The organism is Sporosarcina gallistercoris, assembly GCF_014836415.1.
Taxonomy (GTDB): domain Bacteria; phylum Bacillota; class Bacilli; order Bacillales_A; family Planococcaceae; genus Sporosarcina; species Sporosarcina gallistercoris.
Map to the genome: position 1 here is coordinate 127,877 of NZ_JACSQY010000002.1, position 17,951 is coordinate 145,827.

16 protein-coding genes are annotated in these 17,951 nt (G+C 44.7%); 7 read left to right on the forward strand and 9 right to left on the reverse strand.

The genetic code is table 11. The features are described from left to right. Nucleotides 1-49: 49 nt before the first annotated feature. The 7 genes from H9659_RS03870 (at nucleotide 50) to pstA (ending at nucleotide 7,410) form a co-directional block, all read left to right on the forward strand. Complete coding sequence (locus H9659_RS03870) at nucleotides 50-490, forward strand: YtoQ family protein (RefSeq protein ID WP_191688639.1); 441 nt, start codon at nucleotides 50-52, stop codon at nucleotides 488-490. 92 nt (nucleotides 491-582) lie between these two features. Beyond that, nucleotides 583-1,395 (forward strand): phosphate ABC transporter ATP-binding protein PstB, encoded by an 813-nt coding sequence (gene pstB, locus H9659_RS03875; RefSeq protein ID WP_191688640.1) that lies wholly within the window; start codon nucleotides 583-585, stop codon nucleotides 1,393-1,395. 140 nt (nucleotides 1,396-1,535) lie between these two features. Beyond that, nucleotides 1,536-3,956: an ATP-binding protein gene (locus H9659_RS15630; RefSeq protein WP_191688641.1), complete on the forward strand. Its 2,421-nt coding sequence runs from the start codon at nucleotides 1,536-1,538 to the stop codon at nucleotides 3,954-3,956. A gap of 16 nt (nucleotides 3,957-3,972) precedes the next feature. Further along, on the forward strand, nucleotides 3,973-4,515 hold the full coding sequence (locus H9659_RS03885; protein WP_191688642.1) for a hypothetical protein: 543 nt from the start codon (nucleotides 3,973-3,975) through the stop codon (nucleotides 4,513-4,515). A gap of 47 nt (nucleotides 4,516-4,562) precedes the next feature. Then, a complete protein-coding gene (locus tag H9659_RS03890; protein WP_191688885.1) occupies nucleotides 4,563-5,528 on the forward strand; it encodes a PstS family phosphate ABC transporter substrate-binding protein in 966 nt (321 codons plus the stop codon). A gap of 39 nt (nucleotides 5,529-5,567) precedes the next feature. After that, a complete protein-coding gene (gene pstC / locus H9659_RS03895) occupies nucleotides 5,568-6,524 on the forward strand; it encodes a phosphate ABC transporter permease subunit PstC (RefSeq protein WP_191688643.1) in 957 nt (318 codons plus the stop codon). Nucleotide 6,525: 1 nt separating this feature from the next. Continuing rightward, nucleotides 6,526-7,410 (forward strand): phosphate ABC transporter permease PstA, encoded by an 885-nt coding sequence (gene pstA / locus H9659_RS03900; protein ID WP_191688644.1) that lies wholly within the window; start codon nucleotides 6,526-6,528, stop codon nucleotides 7,408-7,410. A 42-nt stretch (nucleotides 7,411-7,452) separates the two neighbouring features. On the opposite strand, the gene H9659_RS03905 is transcribed toward pstA, so the two are convergent. From H9659_RS03905 to H9659_RS03945, 9 genes are all read right to left on the reverse strand, one after another. Then, nucleotides 7,453-7,827, reverse strand: a complete 375-nt coding sequence (locus H9659_RS03905; RefSeq protein ID WP_191688645.1) for a response regulator transcription factor — start codon at nucleotides 7,825-7,827, stop codon at nucleotides 7,453-7,455. 28 nt (nucleotides 7,828-7,855) lie between these two features. Then, complete coding sequence (locus tag H9659_RS03910) at nucleotides 7,856-9,457, reverse strand: diguanylate cyclase (protein WP_191688646.1); 1,602 nt, start codon at nucleotides 9,455-9,457, stop codon at nucleotides 7,856-7,858. Between the two features lie 136 nt (nucleotides 9,458-9,593). After that, nucleotides 9,594-10,943 carry a phosphoglucosamine mutase gene (gene glmM / locus H9659_RS03915; RefSeq protein ID WP_191688647.1) on the reverse strand — a complete coding sequence of 450 codons (1,350 nt, stop codon included), beginning with the start codon at nucleotides 10,941-10,943 and terminating at the stop codon, nucleotides 9,594-9,596. Between the two features lie 38 nt (nucleotides 10,944-10,981). After that, on the reverse strand, nucleotides 10,982-12,343 hold the full coding sequence (locus H9659_RS03920; protein ID WP_191688648.1) for a CdaR family protein: 1,362 nt from the start codon (nucleotides 12,341-12,343) through the stop codon (nucleotides 10,982-10,984). Further along, nucleotides 12,336-13,175, reverse strand: coding sequence for a diadenylate cyclase CdaA (gene cdaA, locus H9659_RS03925; protein ID WP_318240686.1), 840 nt, complete (start codon nucleotides 13,173-13,175; stop codon nucleotides 12,336-12,338). Before cdaA ends, H9659_RS03920 begins: the two co-directional genes overlap by 8 nt. 140 nt (nucleotides 13,176-13,315) lie before the next feature. Then, nucleotides 13,316-13,957 carry an anti-sigma factor family protein gene (locus H9659_RS03930; protein WP_191688649.1) on the reverse strand — a complete coding sequence of 214 codons (642 nt, stop codon included), beginning with the start codon at nucleotides 13,955-13,957 and terminating at the stop codon, nucleotides 13,316-13,318. An 11-nt stretch (nucleotides 13,958-13,968) separates the two neighbouring features. Then, nucleotides 13,969-14,532, reverse strand: a complete 564-nt coding sequence (gene sigW / locus H9659_RS03935) for an RNA polymerase sigma factor SigW (protein WP_191688650.1) — start codon at nucleotides 14,530-14,532, stop codon at nucleotides 13,969-13,971. Nucleotides 14,533-14,739: 207 nt separating this feature from the next. Further along, nucleotides 14,740-15,648: an arginase gene (rocF, locus tag H9659_RS03940; RefSeq protein WP_191688651.1), complete on the reverse strand. Its 909-nt coding sequence runs from the start codon at nucleotides 15,646-15,648 to the stop codon at nucleotides 14,740-14,742. Between the two features lie 88 nt (nucleotides 15,649-15,736). Further along, nucleotides 15,737-17,845 (reverse strand): sensor domain-containing protein, encoded by a 2,109-nt coding sequence (locus H9659_RS03945; RefSeq protein WP_191688652.1) that lies wholly within the window; start codon nucleotides 17,843-17,845, stop codon nucleotides 15,737-15,739. Nucleotides 17,846-17,951: the final 106 nt, after the last annotated feature.

The window sequence follows — 17,951 nt, forward strand, 5'->3', positions numbered from 1 at the left end:
GGCAATATTCTGCTACAATGAAATTACAAGAATCGAGGAGGAGATCCAAATGGAATTATCGGTATACTTAGCAGGTGAAATCCATAGCTCTTGGCGTGACGAAATCAAAGAAAAAGCAGCTGCATTGCGATTACCTGTGACGTTCTACGGACCTATGGAAAACCACGACCGTTCGGACAACATCGGGGAGGAAATCCTTGGTACACAACATGATGCAGTTGCTAAAGATGCTGCTGCGTCGAGCTTCAATAACTTACGGACAGAATTGCTGCTGAAGAAATGCGACTTAGTCATCGCATTGTTCGGAGAAAAGTATAAGCAATGGAATACCGCAATGGATGCAAGTACCGCAGTCGCACTCAACAAGCCCTTGATCTTAATACGTCCGCACGAGCATCACCATGCACTTAAGGAACTCTCAAGAAAAGCCCACGCCACTGTAGAAACGCCTGACCAAGCGTTAAAAGCACTCAAGTATATCTTCGAATGATTAATCTTTACACAATCTTTACACTACCTTCATACCCCCTCAACACTTTTTCTCTATACTGATGAAGAAGTTACAAGAGAGGGGCAGCGCGCATGACTACATTAACGAATTACCGTCAGGCCACTCCGTTGCGAGTCGTTACACAAACCGAAGCGCCCGCAGCAATTTTCACTACAGAAGGTCTGAACGTATGGTATGGGGACACTCACGCACTAAAAAATATTGATTTGACAATTTTTGAAAACGAAGTGACAGCAATCATTGGACCATCCGGGTGTGGTAAATCCACCTATCTTAAAACATTGAACCGGATGGTGGAAACCAACCCGGCAGTACGCATTTCCGGGACGGCTCAGTTTAAAGACACCGATTTGCTGCACGCAACTGTAGAACGGTTACGCTCTGAAGTAGGTATGGTATTCCAAAAGCCGAATCCCTTCCCGAAATCGATTTATGACAATGTAGCTTATGGCCCGAAACTTCATGGAATTCGTAAAAAAGCAATGTTAGACGAAATCGTGGAAAACAGCCTCAAAAAAGCCGCGTTGTGGGATGAAGTGAAAGATCGTCTGTCAGCCAGCGCATTCGGACTTTCCGGCGGACAGCAGCAGCGACTCTGTATCGCACGCTCACTCGCAATCGAGCCTTCTGTTTTGCTCATGGACGAACCCACTTCTGCACTGGATCCTGTGTCCACCAACAAAGTGGAAGAATTGATCGGCGAATTGAAAAAAGACGTCTCTATTGTCATCGTGACGCACAACATGCAGCAAGCTGCACGGATATCCGATCGCACCGCCTTCTTCCTGCACGGTGAAGTCGTGGAATACGACCGGACTGAAGCTATCTTCCAAAATCCAACTAGTCACTTAACGGACGATTATGTAAATGGCCGTTTCGGATAATTGATGGCAAGCCTTTTCCTACACAAAGTGGGAGAAGGCTTTTTTTTGCGGATTTTTCATCATAGGTATAAATGCTACTATGCAGAAGTAGTCGACATGATAGAATAGAAGTAACAAATTAGAAGATGACGAGGTGTACTGTGCATAAAAAGAGCATTCGTACCTATTTCATTCGGATCATCGCCGCGTTATCATCATCGCTACTCTTATTACTAGGAATTTCCTATTATTATAGTAACTGGATGTTCGAAAAACGTCATGAAGAGTTAGCGCAGCAAGTTGAAAAAGGGGAAGTCATTACGGAACTGTCGGAAAGTATCTCGAACCTCTTTTTTCGAGCACGCGGTTTTTATGCATTCAAAATGGAAGAAGAGCTTCAGTTGGCTTATGCAGAGCTTCGTCATATACGCGAGGTGAACGATCAGTTAACTACCATGGAGTTGACTGAGAAAGAACTTCGGTATACCGATGAAATTGGCGGGTTCATTTCAAATTATGAAAAGAATATTCTTCCTAAAGCAATCGCCTATGTGGATGCTGACGATTATGAAGGATTGCGGCGCTTGTCAAGCGGAGGAACCAACCTATCTGTAAACCAATTCATAAAGTATGCAAAGCAATACGAAGAACAAGCGGAAGAAGCCCGAAATCAGTTCAACAAAAAATCCGAACAGGAGCTGAACCTTCTCTATATCGTCATTTTTTCAGTCGCTCTAAGCGCATTGTTGTTCCTAATTTTCTTAAGCTGGCGTGTAATCAGTAAGCTCATTGCTCCTATTGAGTCCATGACAAATGCAACAGAGCGCTATTTAGCAAATCAGGATGTAAACTATGAGCCTGAAAAGCGTAACGATGAACTCGGTTCCCTTTCCCGTTCTTTTTCGAGCATGATGTCTACCATCCAACTAAAAGAACAGGAACTTCTTTCACAAAACGAAGAACTCGTGTCACAACAGGATGAATTGCTTTCTCAGCAGGATGAATTGTTTACTCGTCAAAGAAAGTTGGAAGATGCCTTATCGGAAGCACGCTATGCAAAAATTCGTCTTGAACGCTATAACGGACTTAGTCATCAGCTGTCTTTCTCAGACGACGCTAAAGGGATTGCGACGGCAACTCTCAACTATTTAGATACACTCTTTTTGATGGATAAAGGGAGTATCTACATGCCTTCAAATAATTTGTATGTCCTGCAAGGTATTTCTGAAGAAGAGTATGCCAGTTATTCTGATGAGCACATGCACTATGTGTTGAATCGTTTAAAAACAGAACACTATTTCCAATTGGAACGCCTGCTCGATGACGGTTCTATCGAATACGATTTCTATACAGCACCCCATCTAACGGATGACTCGTATAAAGCATTTTTCGTCTTAACCCGATCATCTCATAAGTTTTCAGAAGAAGACCAGGCCGACTTATTCGGTCTTGCTAATCGCATATCCTTTGCGATCGATCGCATTGATCAGTACGCTCTCATGAATAAGGAACGACAGTTGAATCAGACAATATTGGACAATCTGGAAGAAGGCATTCAATTCATCTCAACAGAAGGAACCTCAGTTCAAGTGAACGATGCCCTTTCAGCCTTGATAGGACAACCCTCTGGCAGGCTCAAACTTACCGACTGGAGAGAAAAACTTGCCGGATTCACTTCTGACCCCGACAAATTAGCAGGATTTATAAATGGTGTTCTTAACGATGATTCAGGCCGACTCGCAGAGACTGTCTATACAGTCGAAGGTCCAGAATCGAAAGTGATTTCGCTCTATGGATCTCCTGTTCACTATGAAGGTCAACGGATCGGCACCCTGTTTGTTCACAGGGACATTACCCAAGCATTCGAAGTGGATAAAATGAAAACAGAACTCGTGTCAACGGTTAGTCATGAATTGCGCACTCCCCTTTCAAGTATCATCGGATTTACTGAATTGCTTATCGGAAAAGAGATGGATAACGCAAGACAATCACGTTATCTCGATGCGATTTATCAAGAAGCAAAACGTCTAACCGCTCTTATTAACGACTTTTTGGACGTGCAGCGGATGGAATCCGGAAACCAGGAATACTCGATGCAAGAAGTGGACATTGCAGACATTGCCCAGCAAACCATTCAAAATTTTCCATCACAGGATAACCATTCGATTGCATTACAGGTGAACGACGAACAAACCATTTGTATAGGAGATTCCGATCGACTTATTCAAGTATTCACGAATTTGCTCAGCAATGCGATCAAGTTTTCCCCGGACGGTGGGGATGTGATTGTGGCACTTGCCCCACAAGGTGAATATTTGAAAGTCACTGTCCAGGATCAAGGAATTGGAATTCCGGCGGATGAAATTAAGCATATGTTTGAAAAGTTTTATCGGTTTGATAATACGTACCGAAGAAAAATAGGTGGAACCGGTCTAGGGCTTGCGATATGCCGGAGAATCGTCGAAAAACATGGTGGAGAGATCACGGTGGAGTCTGAAGAAAACGTGGGTACTGCAGTCAGCTTCACAATTCCTTTGAAGCCTTCCCAAACACGATTGCCGGAACATTCGGGTCGAAGATGATCCAAGCATCGCTCTGATGTTGAAAGAAGAATTGGAAGCATACGAATATGAGGTGTTCCCTTTTCAAGGCGCAGTGAGTTCGTTCGCTTATGCGAAAGAACACCATCACGACTGTATTGGGCGAATTTTGTATATGATGGAGAATATGAGTCACTGGGAGAGCAGGAAATTGCTGCATCGCCCAGTGACTTTTTTCGAGTGGGGGTTGGGGTTGGGGGTGGACGACAGAACGAGCGGGTTTCTCTGCGAAACGGGCGGGTTGAACGACAGAACGAGCGGGTTCCTCGGCGAAACGAGGGGGTTGGACGACAGAACGGGCGGGTTCCTCGACGAAACGAGCGAGTTGGACGACAGAACGAGCGGGTTCCTCTCTGAAACGAGCGGGTTGGACGACAGAATGAGCGGATTCCTCGCTGAAACGAGCGAGGTGGCCGCTGGAACGGGCGGGTTCCTCACCCATACCGCCAAATCCCCCCGGCGGAACGGGCGCCACCTCTTTCATCTTTACACAGTCTTTACACTTCTCCCATACTGCCTTTACACTTTCCCCCTATACTAAAAGTTGTAAGGGACATACAACATACACAAAGGGGAGAACATTCATTGATTAAATCCATTCAAAAAACCATTCTTATCGGAGTGGCGGCTCTCGCACTCACAGCTTGCAGCTCAAAGGAAGAAGAAAATGGCACAGCTTCCGCCACTGCATCTGCTGAGCTTGAAGGGAGCGTTCTCATCGATGGTTCAGGCACCGTTTACCCTCTCATGGCGAAACTCGCTGAAAACTATATGCTAGAAGAACAAGAAGGCGTTTCTGTAGAAGTAAGCCGTGCGGGTACAAGTGCTGGATTCAAGAAGTTCCTTGCGAAAGATGGAACAGATTTCAATGATGCTTCTCGTACTATAAAAGAAGAAGAAAGCCAAGCTGCAAAAGATGCAGGGATCGAAGTGAAAGAGCTCAAGCTCGCATTGGACGGCCTCACATTCGTCGTCAATAAAGATAATGATTGGGCGGATCAACTGACACCTGAACAACTCATACGTATTTTCACAGCAGATGGTGATGTAACTAAATGGTCGGATCTCGATCCTTCTTGGCCAGACGAAGAAATCAAGCCTATGGGTCCGAACGAAAACCATGGAACTTATGAGTTCTTCTATGAAAAAGTGTTGGAAGAACAAGATTTGAAACCTTCCGTTAACTTGCAGCAAGACTACTCAACCCTCGTTACCCTTGTATCAGAAGACAAGAACGGCATAGCATTTTTCGGATATGGCTATTATGCAGGCAACCAAGAAAAGCTCCAAGCAGTACCTGTAGACTTTGGAAAAGGACCGGTTGAACCTTCTCTTGAAACAATTGCAGAAGATGGCGACTACGCAGCATTCACTCGTCCTGTCTTCACTTATCTGAATGTCGGGCATGCTAAAGAAAAACCCCAAGTACTCGATTATGCAAAATACATTTTAAACAATGCGAATAAGATGGCTGGTGAAACCGGATTTGCACCGATTCCTGAAAATGAAAGCAAAGAGAATCTGGACTTCCTGAACTCACTTGGTGATCAATAAGATACGGAACTTCATTGCAGAAAAGGAGGATGCGAGGTAATGACATCTCCATTCCAAGCTAACTCAAGTAGCGGAAACAACATCCGTGACCTCATCCGCCTCAATCAGGACCGGAAATCTTTTAGAAAAACGATAGAAACATGGATTCCACGGTTTTTGTTTCTACTTGCTTCCCTATCCGTCTTCACGACGGTAGGGATTCTCGTAATTTTATTGACCGAGACCATTGAATTTTTCAAGGCCGTTCCAATAGTCGACTTCTTTACAGGAACTGTTTTGAAACCCTTGAGCCAAACACCTGAATACGGGATACTCCCACTTGTAATGGGAACTCTGGTTTCTTCCGGTATTGCAATCTTGGTTGCGGGTCCAATCGGTCTCATGGCGGCAATCTACTTAAGTGAATATGCTTCACGCCGAGTTCGCAGCATCCTCAAACCTGCACTGGAATTATTAGCTGGTGTTCCGACAATCGTCTACGGGTTTTTCGCATTCACTTTTGTGACGCCGCTGCTTAAAGAATGGATTCCCGGACTGGAAGCTACGAATATCTTGAGTCCTGGACTCGTAATGGGAGTGATGATCATTCCGATGATCGCTTCACTTTCAGAAGATGCGATGCGCTCTGTCCCTGAAGCAATGAGAGAAGGATCCGCAGCACTTGGCGCCACAAAATTGGAGACCGCTTTAAAAGTGGTCGTTCCGGCAGCGCTTTCCGGTATTATCGCATCCTTTGTTCTTGGGATATCACGCGCACTCGGTGAAACGATGATTGTCGCAATCGCAAGCGGGAGCTCCAAGAACTTCACGTTCGATGTCACGGAATCCATGCAAACCATGACCGCTTATATCGTTGAAGTCACGAGCGGCGATGCGGCGGCAGGTTCCACCGTTTACTACAGTCTTTACGCAGTTGCGATGACTCTATTCGCCGCGACGTTAATGATGAATTTACTTGCTGGAAAAATCGCACGCAAATTCCGGGAGGTCTACTAATATGCTCCATACCCGACAACCATCCAGTCCATCCAGAGTTCGTTTCCGTCTTCTCGCTGACCGATCAGCTAAAGTACTATTTGGAGCTGCCGCTCTATTCGGAATTGTCATCATGGGCATTTTGTTAGTCCGAATCACTTCTGAAGGGATCAGCTGGCTCTCCCTCGACTTTCTAACAGGACGCTTTTCCACCACTCCTGAAAAGGCGGGTATTATGGGAGCCGTGCTCGGTACCTTCTGGTTGCTGGCTGTGGTAGTGCCTGTAACGATGATTGTGGGCATCGGTTCGGCCGTTTACTTGGAACTCTATTCTAAGAACGGCAAGGCCAAGACGTTTATACAAACTAATATCGCGAATCTTGCTGGCGTTCCGTCGATTGTTTACGGAATTCTCGGATTGACCGTTTTTGTAAGAGCTCTTGGATTCGGAAGCGTCGTTCTCGCCGGGGGACTTACCTTATCATTACTTATCCTCCCAATTGTCATTGTAGCTGCTCAAGAAGCACTGCGATCCGTTCCAAGTCAGCTTGGCGATGCTTCTTATGCGCTAGGCGGAACAAAATGGCAGACTATACAATCTGTCATTTTACCGGTCGCCCTCCCATCCATTCTGACGGGTGCGATATTGGCTCTCTCAAGAGCTATCGGGGAGACTGCGCCACTTGTCGTCCTTGGAATCCCTGCGCTGCTCATTCCATTTCCAGGCGGAATCTTAGATCGTTTCACCGTGTTACCGATGCAAATCTATTATTGGACATTGGATGCAGCACTCGTTGCAGATTATGCGCATCTCGCTGCAGCTGCAAGTATTGTATTGCTCATTAGCCTATTCCTCTTAAATGGCTCTGCTATTTACTTGCGGAACAAATACAGCATGAAGGCATAAAAAAACGCTAGTTTCCGTAACCTGGAACTAGCGTTTTTCAAATTAATCGGACCCTTCCAATACTTGTTTCACGAGCGTTACAAGTTCTGAAGGACTGAAAGGTTTAGGCATGAAATAATCTGCTCCAAAATGAGCTGCCAAGTCTCTATCTGATTGCTGTGCTTTTGCAGTCAACATTATAATCGGGATTCCAAGATTGAGTGGTTGCAAGCGTTCCAACACCTCTGGCCCCGTCAGTTTCGGCATCATGTAATCGAGAAGTATAACATCGAATTGTCCCGTGGCCGCTTTGTCGAACCCTTCTTGGCCGTCTTGCGCTTCTTCTACCGCATAACCTTCAAAGGAAAGCGTATCAGAAATCAGCATCCGTAAGATTCCTTCATCATCGATCACCAATATTTTCTTGCTTTCTACCATGTATGATCCCCCTGGTGAAGTCGATTGTTTAAAACATTCTGGATGACAAATTCTGAATCCGTGTTAGTATTTCATTCTTTTGGAACGGTTTCATTATATAATCATCAGCACCTAGCCACAGTGCAGACTTTATATCTTGTTCACTCGTGCGGGCGGTCATCATCGAGACTAAAATATTATTAGTATCGGGTCTTCTCTTTAAGCGTTCTAATACTTCCAATCCGTCCATACCTGGCATAATTCCGTCAAGCAGGATGATGAAGTGCGTATCAGGATCAAACCAATCAGCCGCTAAAAATGAAATTCCATCCTTAAACATTTTGACGGATAATTCAATGTCCACCAAACTCCATCCGCGAAGTTCCTCTTCCAACATTGTGCGGATCAGAAAATCATCATCGATAATAATGACTTGAAGTTTACGCTTCACTTCTATCAAATTCTTATCAAAAATAACGCTTTGGTTACGTCCTGTGCGCTTCGCCTGATAAAGTGCTTGGTCAGCTTCGATGAGCAGCATTTCCAACCTGCCTTCATACTCCGCGATTCCCGCAGAGAAGGTGACAGAGAATGAACGGTCCCCTTCTTCAAAAATAATATTGTTGAACGACTCATGCAACCGTTCTGCGAAAGTATACGCTTCGCCCTTACCGCCAGAAACGAGAATGACAAATTCTTCTCCGCCATACCGGAAAATATAATCAGTCTCACGTTTTTCTTCGAGCGCAATTCTACTGAAAGCCTTAAGCACTTCATCTCCCGCAGGATGTCCATACGTATCATTTACACTCTTGAAATGATCTAGGTCCATCATAACAACAGAGAATGGTACCCCTGAACGTTGCGTTAGCCGTTCACAAAACATCAGCATTTCATCCAAACGTTTCCGATTGCCCACACCCGTCAATCCGTCTGTAGTAATCGATTGGCTTATTCCTTTTCGCCACTTGTCCCTGTTAAATAAGTAAGGCAAAAACAGATCCAGTTCTAATGGCTTTCTGATAAAGTCCATCAGTCCTGCTTCATACGCCTGGCTAATCACTTTGTTGGAATGATTACTGCTCATTAAGATGGATACTACATGACGGTCACTTGCAGTATCACGGATTTGGTCAAAAACATCCAAACCCGACATATCTGGAAGTTGCAAGTCGATCATTACCATGTTCGGTTGCAGATCGTAAAATTGTTGTATACCGCGCTTTCCATCCATAGCGATTAGTACTTGTGCACCGAGTTGTTCCAACAATTCTTTAGTGAATGTCACGAACTCCAAATCATCATCAATGATCAAAATGAACGTTTCTTGATCGAAATGATCGACGTATAAGTCAGGCAAAACATAATTGCGTCTTTCCTTCTTATTGCCATCAGCCAATAGGAGAATGTTCTTCTTAAAGTTTTTCAAAGAAGAAATAGGAATTACTGATTCATCATGAGGAGAAAGAATTTCCAAATGCGCACTGCAAAACTCCGCCAGATCATGGAGACCAATCGTACCCGCCGTCCCTTTCAATGTATGAAGGAACGTATACAATTCCGATTCCTTCACAAATTTTTTAGCGTCCCACTGCGTGAACGATTCCTCAATTTTCCCCGTTACTAGTCGTTGATACTTCTCGTAGTCCAAACTTACATTCCCCCCGTCACCAATTACGGTCGGTCGTTATTTCCCCTAATTCCCCCGGATTGGATGTTACTTAGCACTTTTGAAAAAGAACTGAAGCCCTTTTCATCCAGGACTTCAGTTCTTCATAAAGGGTTCGTTAGTCCAATCCCATTTCTTGCGTGACTACATTGACAATTCGTGTACTGTAGCTTTCACATGCTTCCGATGTAGGTGCTTCCACCATTACACGTACTAATGGTTCTGTACCGGAAGGGCGTACGAGAACACGTCCTTCTCCAGCCATTTCCATTTCCACTTCGTTAATAATTGCAGCGACTTTTGCATTTTCCGTTACTGCATGCTTATCCGTCACCCGGATATTCACAAGTTTTTGAGGAAAAATCGTCATACCACTCGTCAATTCGGACAACTTCTTGCCTGTACGCTTCATGATATTCACCAGCTGCAGTCCAGTGATCAGACCGTCTCCTGTTGTATTGTAGTCCAGCAAGACAATATGTCCTGACTGCTCTCCGCCAAGATTAAAGTTGCCTCTTCGCATTTCCTCCACAACATAACGGTCACCAACCGCTGTTTGGGCGCTTTGTATTCCTTGTTCTTCTAATGCTTTGTAGAATCCAAGGTTACTCATGACTGTCGAAACAATCGTATCTGAATTCAATGCACCTTTTGAGTGGAGGTAGCTTCCGATTACATACATAATCTGGTCTCCATCTACGATCGCACCCGTTTCATCAACTGCGATCAAGCGGTCGCCATCACCGTCAAACGCAAGTCCGATTTGAGCGTTTTTCTCAAGTACTAGTTTAGCGAGTTCTTCAGGGTGAGTTGAGCCGACACCATCATTGATATTCAACCCATTCGGGGATGCGCCCATCGTTGTGAGATCAGCTTCCAGATCTGCAAACACGTGTGTCGCAATCGTAGAAGTAGCACCGTGTGCGCAATCGAGCACAACGTGCATCCCTTCAAAATCACCGTCTATTGTCTGCTTCAAATACTGATTGTATTTTTGACACCCTTCGAAGTACTCGGTGATCGTTCCTACGTTTCCGCCAGTCGGGCGAGGCAGCGTATCGGTTTCAGCATTTAATAGCTGCTCAATTTCAGCTTCAAGATCGTCCGACAGCTTAAAGCCGTCTGCTCCAAAGAATTTAATGCCGTTATCTTCGACTGGATTATGTGAAGCTGAAATCATAACACCCGCTTGAGCATTCATCGCTCTTGTTAAATAAGCGACTCCTGGTGTACTGATTACGCCCAAGGTCATAACTTCGACTCCAGTTGACAAAAGCCCAGCGATTAATGCACTCTCTAACATTTGACCAGAAATACGAGTATCTTTTCCAACAAGAACACGTGCTACTTCCGTTGAATGTTGCGTGAGGACGTAACCACCGAAACGACCTAATTTAAATGCCAATTCCGGAGTCAATTCTGCATTGGCAACTCCTCTTACACCATCCGTGCCGAAATACTTAGTCATTTTCATTCTCCCTTTCGATCCTATCCATTCTGCGTACTTTACGCTTGTTCAACCATTACTGCAATGTCTTTAAAATTCACTTCATACTGAACATCCGATGGCACCTGCACAAAAATCGGCAGAACGTGTTCTCCAACATGGTTCACACTTTTCGCGTCTGCAAAGACAGTTACATCTGATTCAGTGAGGGAATCGATCAATTTTTCTTCGCCCGTTAACGTAACTGCCGCTACACCATCAGAAGGTTTTACGATACTACCTACAAAACTCTTATCTAAACCTTGAATCCGGATTTCAATCCCAGTGAATTTACGAGTCTTTTTAACAACGGTTGGCGGTTCCTTTCCATCGGACGAAGGTTCTTCTGTTACAACATCCGAATTGGTCGATTCTTCACTGGGCGGGGCAGCGGCTTCATCATCTGACTTGTCGTCCTCAGTAGTATCCTTTCCCCCTTCAGACGATACTTTGACATCTATGTTGACGTTTACTTTGTCAACAGACATTTTGAGGACCCCTTTCGGCTTCGGCAATTCGATCGATTGCTTCCCGCTTCCCGATAACTCACTCACATCTACGTCAACATTCACCTGGTCGATGGCATCCACTGTTTTACGCGGTCCATATAAAGTAACCATTTTTTCATCGGTCGTTAAGGAATTAACGGATATCCCTTCTTTTGTTTTCCCTTTTTGCTTAACTGAAATCGGGACCTCTTTGTGATACGCTTCTACATCCACTTTTACCGTTACTTCTTCCGGTTCAATCGAGACATTCAATTTATTCAAATCCCGATCGAGTACCCGGACTCTTCCTTTTTGCTCAAACGACTTGTCGATTCCGTTATCACCGGTTACAGAAACTTTTACAAAACTGATGGAATCTACAATACTTTTGGCACCTGTCACTTCGATCGTCGCTGGATTCACTTCCATTTTCACCAGTTCGTAATCCTCTGCGAGTAACTTGTCATTCATTTCCGGATCGACTCTGAACGATTGCGTGATTTTCTCTTCAATATCCACTTCTATCGTCGCTGGATCCAGCTTCACATCGATTTTATTGGAAATATTTTCAGTCTGGATTTGAACCGTATGACGCCCCATCGGCATACTCCGCAGATCGACTTTCAAGGCAAAGTCTTTGAGCAACTTTGCTGACTGAACTAAATTCGTCGGCCCACTGATAGTCATGTTGACTGTTTCCGGGACTCCTGTGACTACGAGGTTTTCGTTGTCGTAGAACACTTCTACGGGTACATCACGAATGATATCCATTGAGTCCCCTACATTTGCAAGAGACGATTTTTCTTGGTCTGCACGTACGGAAAAGAAGAGAGATAGTGCAAGTGCGAGTGCTGTCAATCTCAGAAACCAAGGACTATCCATGAATTTATCCATTTTTTCTCTTCCCCCATTTCCAAATGGAGTTTACAGCGCTGGCAGCTGTCGCGTCTCCGAACCATGCAAGACGTACAATCCGTTCAAACTCTTCCATCGTAACATTGCGGTTGATATCTCCGTCAATCGTCACACTGACTGCACCGGTTTCTTCTGAAACAATAATGGTGAAGGCATCCGTGACTTCACTAATACCTAGAGCCGCTCTGTGGCGGGTCCCCAGCTCCTTTGAAATGAACGGGCTTTCTGAAAGTGGTAAGTAACACGCTGCTGCTGCAATTTTGTTTTTTTGGACAATGACTGCCCCGTCATGCAGCGGTGTATTCGGAATGAAGATATTGATCAGTAATTCTGATGAAATGTCTGAATTCATCCCGATGCCTGTTTCAATGTATTCGCTGAGTCCTGTCTCTTTTTCCACTGTGATGAGCGCTCCGATTCGGCGTTTCGCCATATAACTCACTGATTTAGTGAATGCGCTAATCAGGCGGTCTCTCTCTTCTTCCTCCTGCATTTGAGTCCTAGCGAACAGCCGGCCACGGCCGAGCTGCTCGAGCGCACGACGCAACTCGGGTTGGAAAATGATGATCACAGCTAAGAAACCGAATGTCAGGACTTGTTCGACCATCCATTTCAACGTATCCAGGCCTAGTAGTTCTGTCAGAATGCGGACAATTAGGATGACAAAGATTCCTTTTAGCAGCTGCACCGCTTTAGTACCTTTAATAATCGTGATGAGTTTATACACAACAAACCAAACGAGAAGCACATCCAAAATGGCTTTCAAGACTTCAACAGCATTCATATTTGCAACTATTTCCCAATCAGGCATGCGCTTCCCCTACCTTTACAGACAATTTTTCACTTATTCAAGTATACCATAGAGCACAATTTACATGCTGTTCTTAGACGGGGAAATCGCCTTTGAAGTTCCCGTAACTACCGAAAAAGCGACCGGCGTATGCGCGTCGCTTACTCAGTATCTTCTTTTTCGGATTTATCCGGGGTCAGCCCTGTGAATGCGGATTTGATCTTATACCATAGCCAGTCGAATACTTCGTCGATTTCTTCAATGTTCCCTGTCACCACTGCTGTAGAAGCCATGTACTTCTCCCCTCGTATGACGGTTACATTACCATCCACCTGGCCCTCAATGCGCAAATTCCCGTTCTTCACAATGAGATCTCCCTGGATCACTTCACCTGCTGGGACAACCACTGTATCTCCTTCAATCACAAGGTTTGGCTGCATTGTAACTGAAAATTGTTCGTTTGTATTATAACTTGAAAAAAGTGCTGCACTCATCAGAATGAGAAATAACGCTGCTGCAGACAACAATGGGTGTTTGCGTAACCAGCGATTTACTCCCGTCTTCTTTTTCTGTTGTGCACTTTGTGGTAATCTCGCCATGACTCCCTCTGCAAAACCAACAGGTGCTTGCATCGGATCTGCGAGTTCAAGGAGCTCAACTGCATCACTTAATTCATCAAATAGTTTTTGACACTCTTCGCACGTAGCAAGATGTTCGTTCAATACCTGTTCATGTTCAGGAGAAATCTCTCCATCCAGGTATTCGTGCATATAATGGACAACTTCAATTGGACAGTTAGTCATCCTTACCCCTCCTACATTGTACCTATCTGTTTTCGTAAAGCATCTCGCCCTCGATGCACACGTGTTTTAACGGTGCCTAGCGGAAGTTCCAATATGTCAGCGATCTCTTGGAGTGGCAATTCTTCCATATACCGTAGCGTTATGACAGAACGATACTTTTCCGGCAAACGTCCGATTTCGTATTGAACACGTTCTTGTGTCTCCATACGTTCGACTTCCTCTTCAGGCAGATCTTCGGCGGCCGCTATCTGTGAGTACATATCGAGCCCTTCCGTACCAGGAACTTGGGCATCCAAGGAATAATCCGGTTTCTTTTTCCGGATCCTGTCGATACAAAGGTTCGTGGCAATCCGGAAGATCCAAGTTGAGAATTTCCTCTTTTGGTCAAACGTATGCAAATTCGAGTACGCCCTTACAAAAGCTTCCTGCGCGATATCCTGCGCCTCTTCCCGACTGCCGAGCATCCTGTAACAGACATGATATAAGCGGTGCTGGAACAGCAGTACAATTTCTTCAAAAGAATCTTGATTCCCTTTCAGCACTTCATTTATTCGTTTATTGATCAACTCATCCAAAGACTCTCATCCTCCGCTTCTGCTGCGGCTGTCCCTTCTATACGGATGAAGGGGTCTACAGGTTTCATTAAATATAAATTCATTTTACCAAACAACTGAAAATATTGCCCTATTTTCTACAATTCCTTCAAAAAAGTAGCCATGCAGTGGGACGCATGGCTACTTTCACTCGATTATTTTGTTTTCAATCCGTATAATTGTCTTGCCTCACAGAAGTTTTTCACCGAATAATGAACCGATCAGCCCTACCGCTACGTCGGCAGTCGTATTCTTATCATCCAAAATCGGATTCACTTCTACAAACTCCGCAGAAGTCAGTAAGCCTGAATCTTGAAGCATCTCCATCGCTAAATGGCTTTCCCGATAACTGATTCCACCTGGGACGGGTGTTCCGACGCCCGGCGTGTAAAGTGGATCTAATCCATCCAAGTCCAATGACAAATGGAGACCGTCAATATTTTTAGATGTTAAGTAGTCGATTGCTTGGTTCATGACTGATGTCATACCATCACGATCGATTTCGTGCATCGTGAATACTTTAATCCCCAATTCCTTAATCAATTCGCGTTCGCCAGGATCGACAGAACGTGCTCCTATGATCACAACATTTTCAGGCTTGATTTTTTGTCCTTCTTTATAGATGTTTACGAGGCGATCGTGGCCCATTCCAAGGCTCACCGCAAGAGGCATGCCATGTATATTGCCCGAAGGAGAGGTTTTCTCAGTATTGATATCCGCGTGCGCATCATACCAGATGACACCTAGATTGTTGTATTTCTCTGAGAGTCCTGCAAGTGTACCGATCGCCATGCTATGATCACCACCGAAAACAAGCGGGAACTGTCCAGCCTTTGTCAACTCAGCCACACGTTCAGCAAGCTCGGTGCACGCATCTGTCACTTCATCCAAGTTTTTCAACCCGTCACTCTCTTGCCCAATGCGTTCCCCTGCTGGAACAGCGACATCTCCCGTATCGGTCACGTGATGACCAATCGCTTCTAGACGAGGCACGGCACCCGCGTAACGAATCGCACTCGGCCCCATATCTACGCCTCTGCGGCTCTGACCATAGTCAAGCGGAACTCCTACCAATGAAATGTTCAAATTCTTCTCCATGTCTCTATTCCCCCTGAAGTTTTCTTTGTCTACATTCCTATTGTATCCGCTTCAAACTAATGGCTCAACCAAGCAATATACTGAATATTTATTCAGCAGATTTCCACGTTTTTGTAAACTTCTCCAACAGTTCCGGAATCTCGGACGCCGGAATTGGGCGGCTGTATAAATATCCTTGCCCCTCTCTGCAACCCAATTGTTTGACGATAACAGCTTGTTCCTTAGTTTCGATTCCTTCTGCTATGACATTCATTCCAGCAGTGTCCGCCATTGTAACGATCGCACGTATGATTGCCCTGCTATTTTCACTCGTTTCAATATCCCGGACAAAAGACATATCTATTTTCACCGTTTCCGCAGGAAATTCTTTAATATAACTGAAAGAACTGAATCCTGTTCCAAAATCATCGATGGATACAACGAATCCCAGGTCACGCAGCTGTCTAAGAGATGAAATCATTTCTAAACGATCAGCAAAAGCACTTTCTGTCACTTCCATTTCAATGGTTGCAGGGTCGATCCCCGTCTTTTCCATAAGAGCTCTGACAAAAGGAATGAGGTCGGGGCTTTCTAACTGCACTGCTGAGAGATTGACTGCTACTGTTATAGGTACGGTGCGTAAAGCTTGAAGTTGCTTCGATTGCTTGAATGCTTCTTCCAGGATCCATTCTCCAAGAGGAATGATCATTTTCGTCTCTTCAGCAAGAGCTATGAATTTGTCAGGAGGTATTCGTCCGAGATCAGGGTGCTGCCATCTCACTAACGCTTCAAAACCGACAATTTGCTCTTTATCCAGGTTCACTTTCGGTTGATATTCCAATATGAAATGTCCTTCTTTGACACTTTTTCGAAGTTCGTTCTCCAGAATAATCCTATCCAATGATTTCGAATACATGTCAGGTACAAAAACAGCACTTCCTGAGCCGCCTTGTTCCTTCACATACTGCATCGCTTGCTCTGTCGTAGTTATCCATCCAGGTACTTCAGTAGCGTGGATGGGATAAACAGACAAACCACAACTGACAGAAGGATTGTACAATTTACCTGCCACTTCAATTGGTTCTTCTATTTTTTTTTGCAATGCACGTGTCCATTCAAATAATTCATCAGCAGACGCATTACTTTTCATTACAAAAGCAAATTCATCTCCAGCTGTCCGCCCGCACACCGCTCCATCCAGGTGTGAGGTGAGGCGCTCCGCGACTTTCTTGAGGATTTCGTCGCCCCGATCATGACCAAATGTTTCATTGGCATAACGAAGCTTGTCAATGTTGAGATGGACTAGACCAAGTAACTCGTCCGTATGTTTCACACGATCGATCTCTACGAACAGCTCTTTTAAAAAAGCTCTTCGATTCAATAATCCTGTCAGTTGATCGGTGGATGCTAAATCCAAAATGAGTTGTTCCTGCTTCTTCGCTGCAGTGCTATCTTGCAAGACCAAAACACTGTATCCTGCAAATTCGCCTTCAGTAGTAATCCGTGACAAACTTCCACTCATTTGCAAAATGGAATTCGGGGTTGCATGCAAACTGAATTCCACCCGCACTTCATGTACGTCCGTCTGATTGACCCGTTCAAGAGCTTCTTTCACGGAGATACGATCCACTTCTGTCGTCGAGTTCAATATGTTCGGGTTGGATGTGCCGAGCAACTTCTCTACCGAAGGCGATTGGTAATGGATCATCCCTTCAGCATCCACAACAGCTACGTAGTCACCGGCGTTTTCCGTAATCAGCCGATAGAGCTCCGCCTGTTTACGTAATGAGGCTTCTATGCTTTTCTTTTCAGTTATGTTATATCGAATCGAAATATATTGTTCAGGCGTCCCTTTTTCATTCAAGAAAGGAACAATTGTCGTATCCACCCAATAGAAAGAGCCATCTTTAGCGCGATTACAAATTTCACCACGCCAGATCTGTCCTTTACCGATAGTCTGCCACATTTCCTTAAAAAAAGATTTAGGATGATATCCTGAATTGACGATTCGCTGATTCTCTCCTAAGAGCTCATCTTGGGAGTACTTTGATAGGTTGGAGAAAAACTCATTTGCATAAATAATTTTTCCTGTCCTATCGGTAATCGCAACAATCGCAGAGTTGTCTATTGCAAATACGATGTCATTCAACAACTGTGAATGTTCAAGGTGATGATAGCGGTTTACTAGGTTATGAATCATATCTTGATGGTTAGTCACATGCCACCTCTTTCATCCAGGACCTGCCCGGGGATTCTATTGATGTGCACAAACAAAAAAACCCTTTCCGTTACATATGGAAGGATCGAATACGTTCTATTAATAA

Excerpts from the sequence above, each read along its gene's own strand:
- H9659_RS03870 (WP_191688639.1), top strand. The coding sequence starts at position 50 with ATGGAATTATCGGTATACTTAGCAGGTGAAATCCATAGCTCTTGGCGT.
- pstB (WP_191688640.1), top strand. The coding sequence starts at position 583 with ATGACTACATTAACGAATTACCGTCAGGCCACTCCGTTGCGAGTCGTT.
- H9659_RS03885 (WP_191688642.1), top strand. The coding sequence starts at position 3,973 with ATGTTGAAAGAAGAATTGGAAGCATACGAATATGAGGTGTTCCCTTTT.
- pstC (WP_191688643.1), top strand. The coding sequence starts at position 5,568 with ATGACATCTCCATTCCAAGCTAACTCAAGTAGCGGAAACAACATCCGT.
- pstA (WP_191688644.1), top strand. The coding sequence starts at position 6,526 with ATGCTCCATACCCGACAACCATCCAGTCCATCCAGAGTTCGTTTCCGT.
- H9659_RS03905 (WP_191688645.1), bottom strand. The coding sequence starts at position 7,827 with ATGGTAGAAAGCAAGAAAATATTGGTGATCGATGATGAAGGAATCTTA.
- glmM (WP_191688647.1), bottom strand. The coding sequence starts at position 10,943 with ATGACTAAGTATTTCGGCACGGATGGTGTAAGAGGAGTTGCCAATGCA.
- H9659_RS03920 (WP_191688648.1), bottom strand. The coding sequence starts at position 12,343 with ATGGATAAATTCATGGATAGTCCTTGGTTTCTGAGATTGACAGCACTC.
- cdaA (WP_318240686.1), bottom strand. The coding sequence starts at position 13,175 with ATGCCTGATTGGGAAATAGTTGCAAATATGAATGCTGTTGAAGTCTTG.
- H9659_RS03930 (WP_191688649.1), bottom strand. The coding sequence starts at position 13,957 with ATGACTAACTGTCCAATTGAAGTTGTCCATTATATGCACGAATACCTG.
- rocF (WP_191688651.1), bottom strand. The coding sequence starts at position 15,648 with ATGGAGAAGAATTTGAACATTTCATTGGTAGGAGTTCCGCTTGACTAT.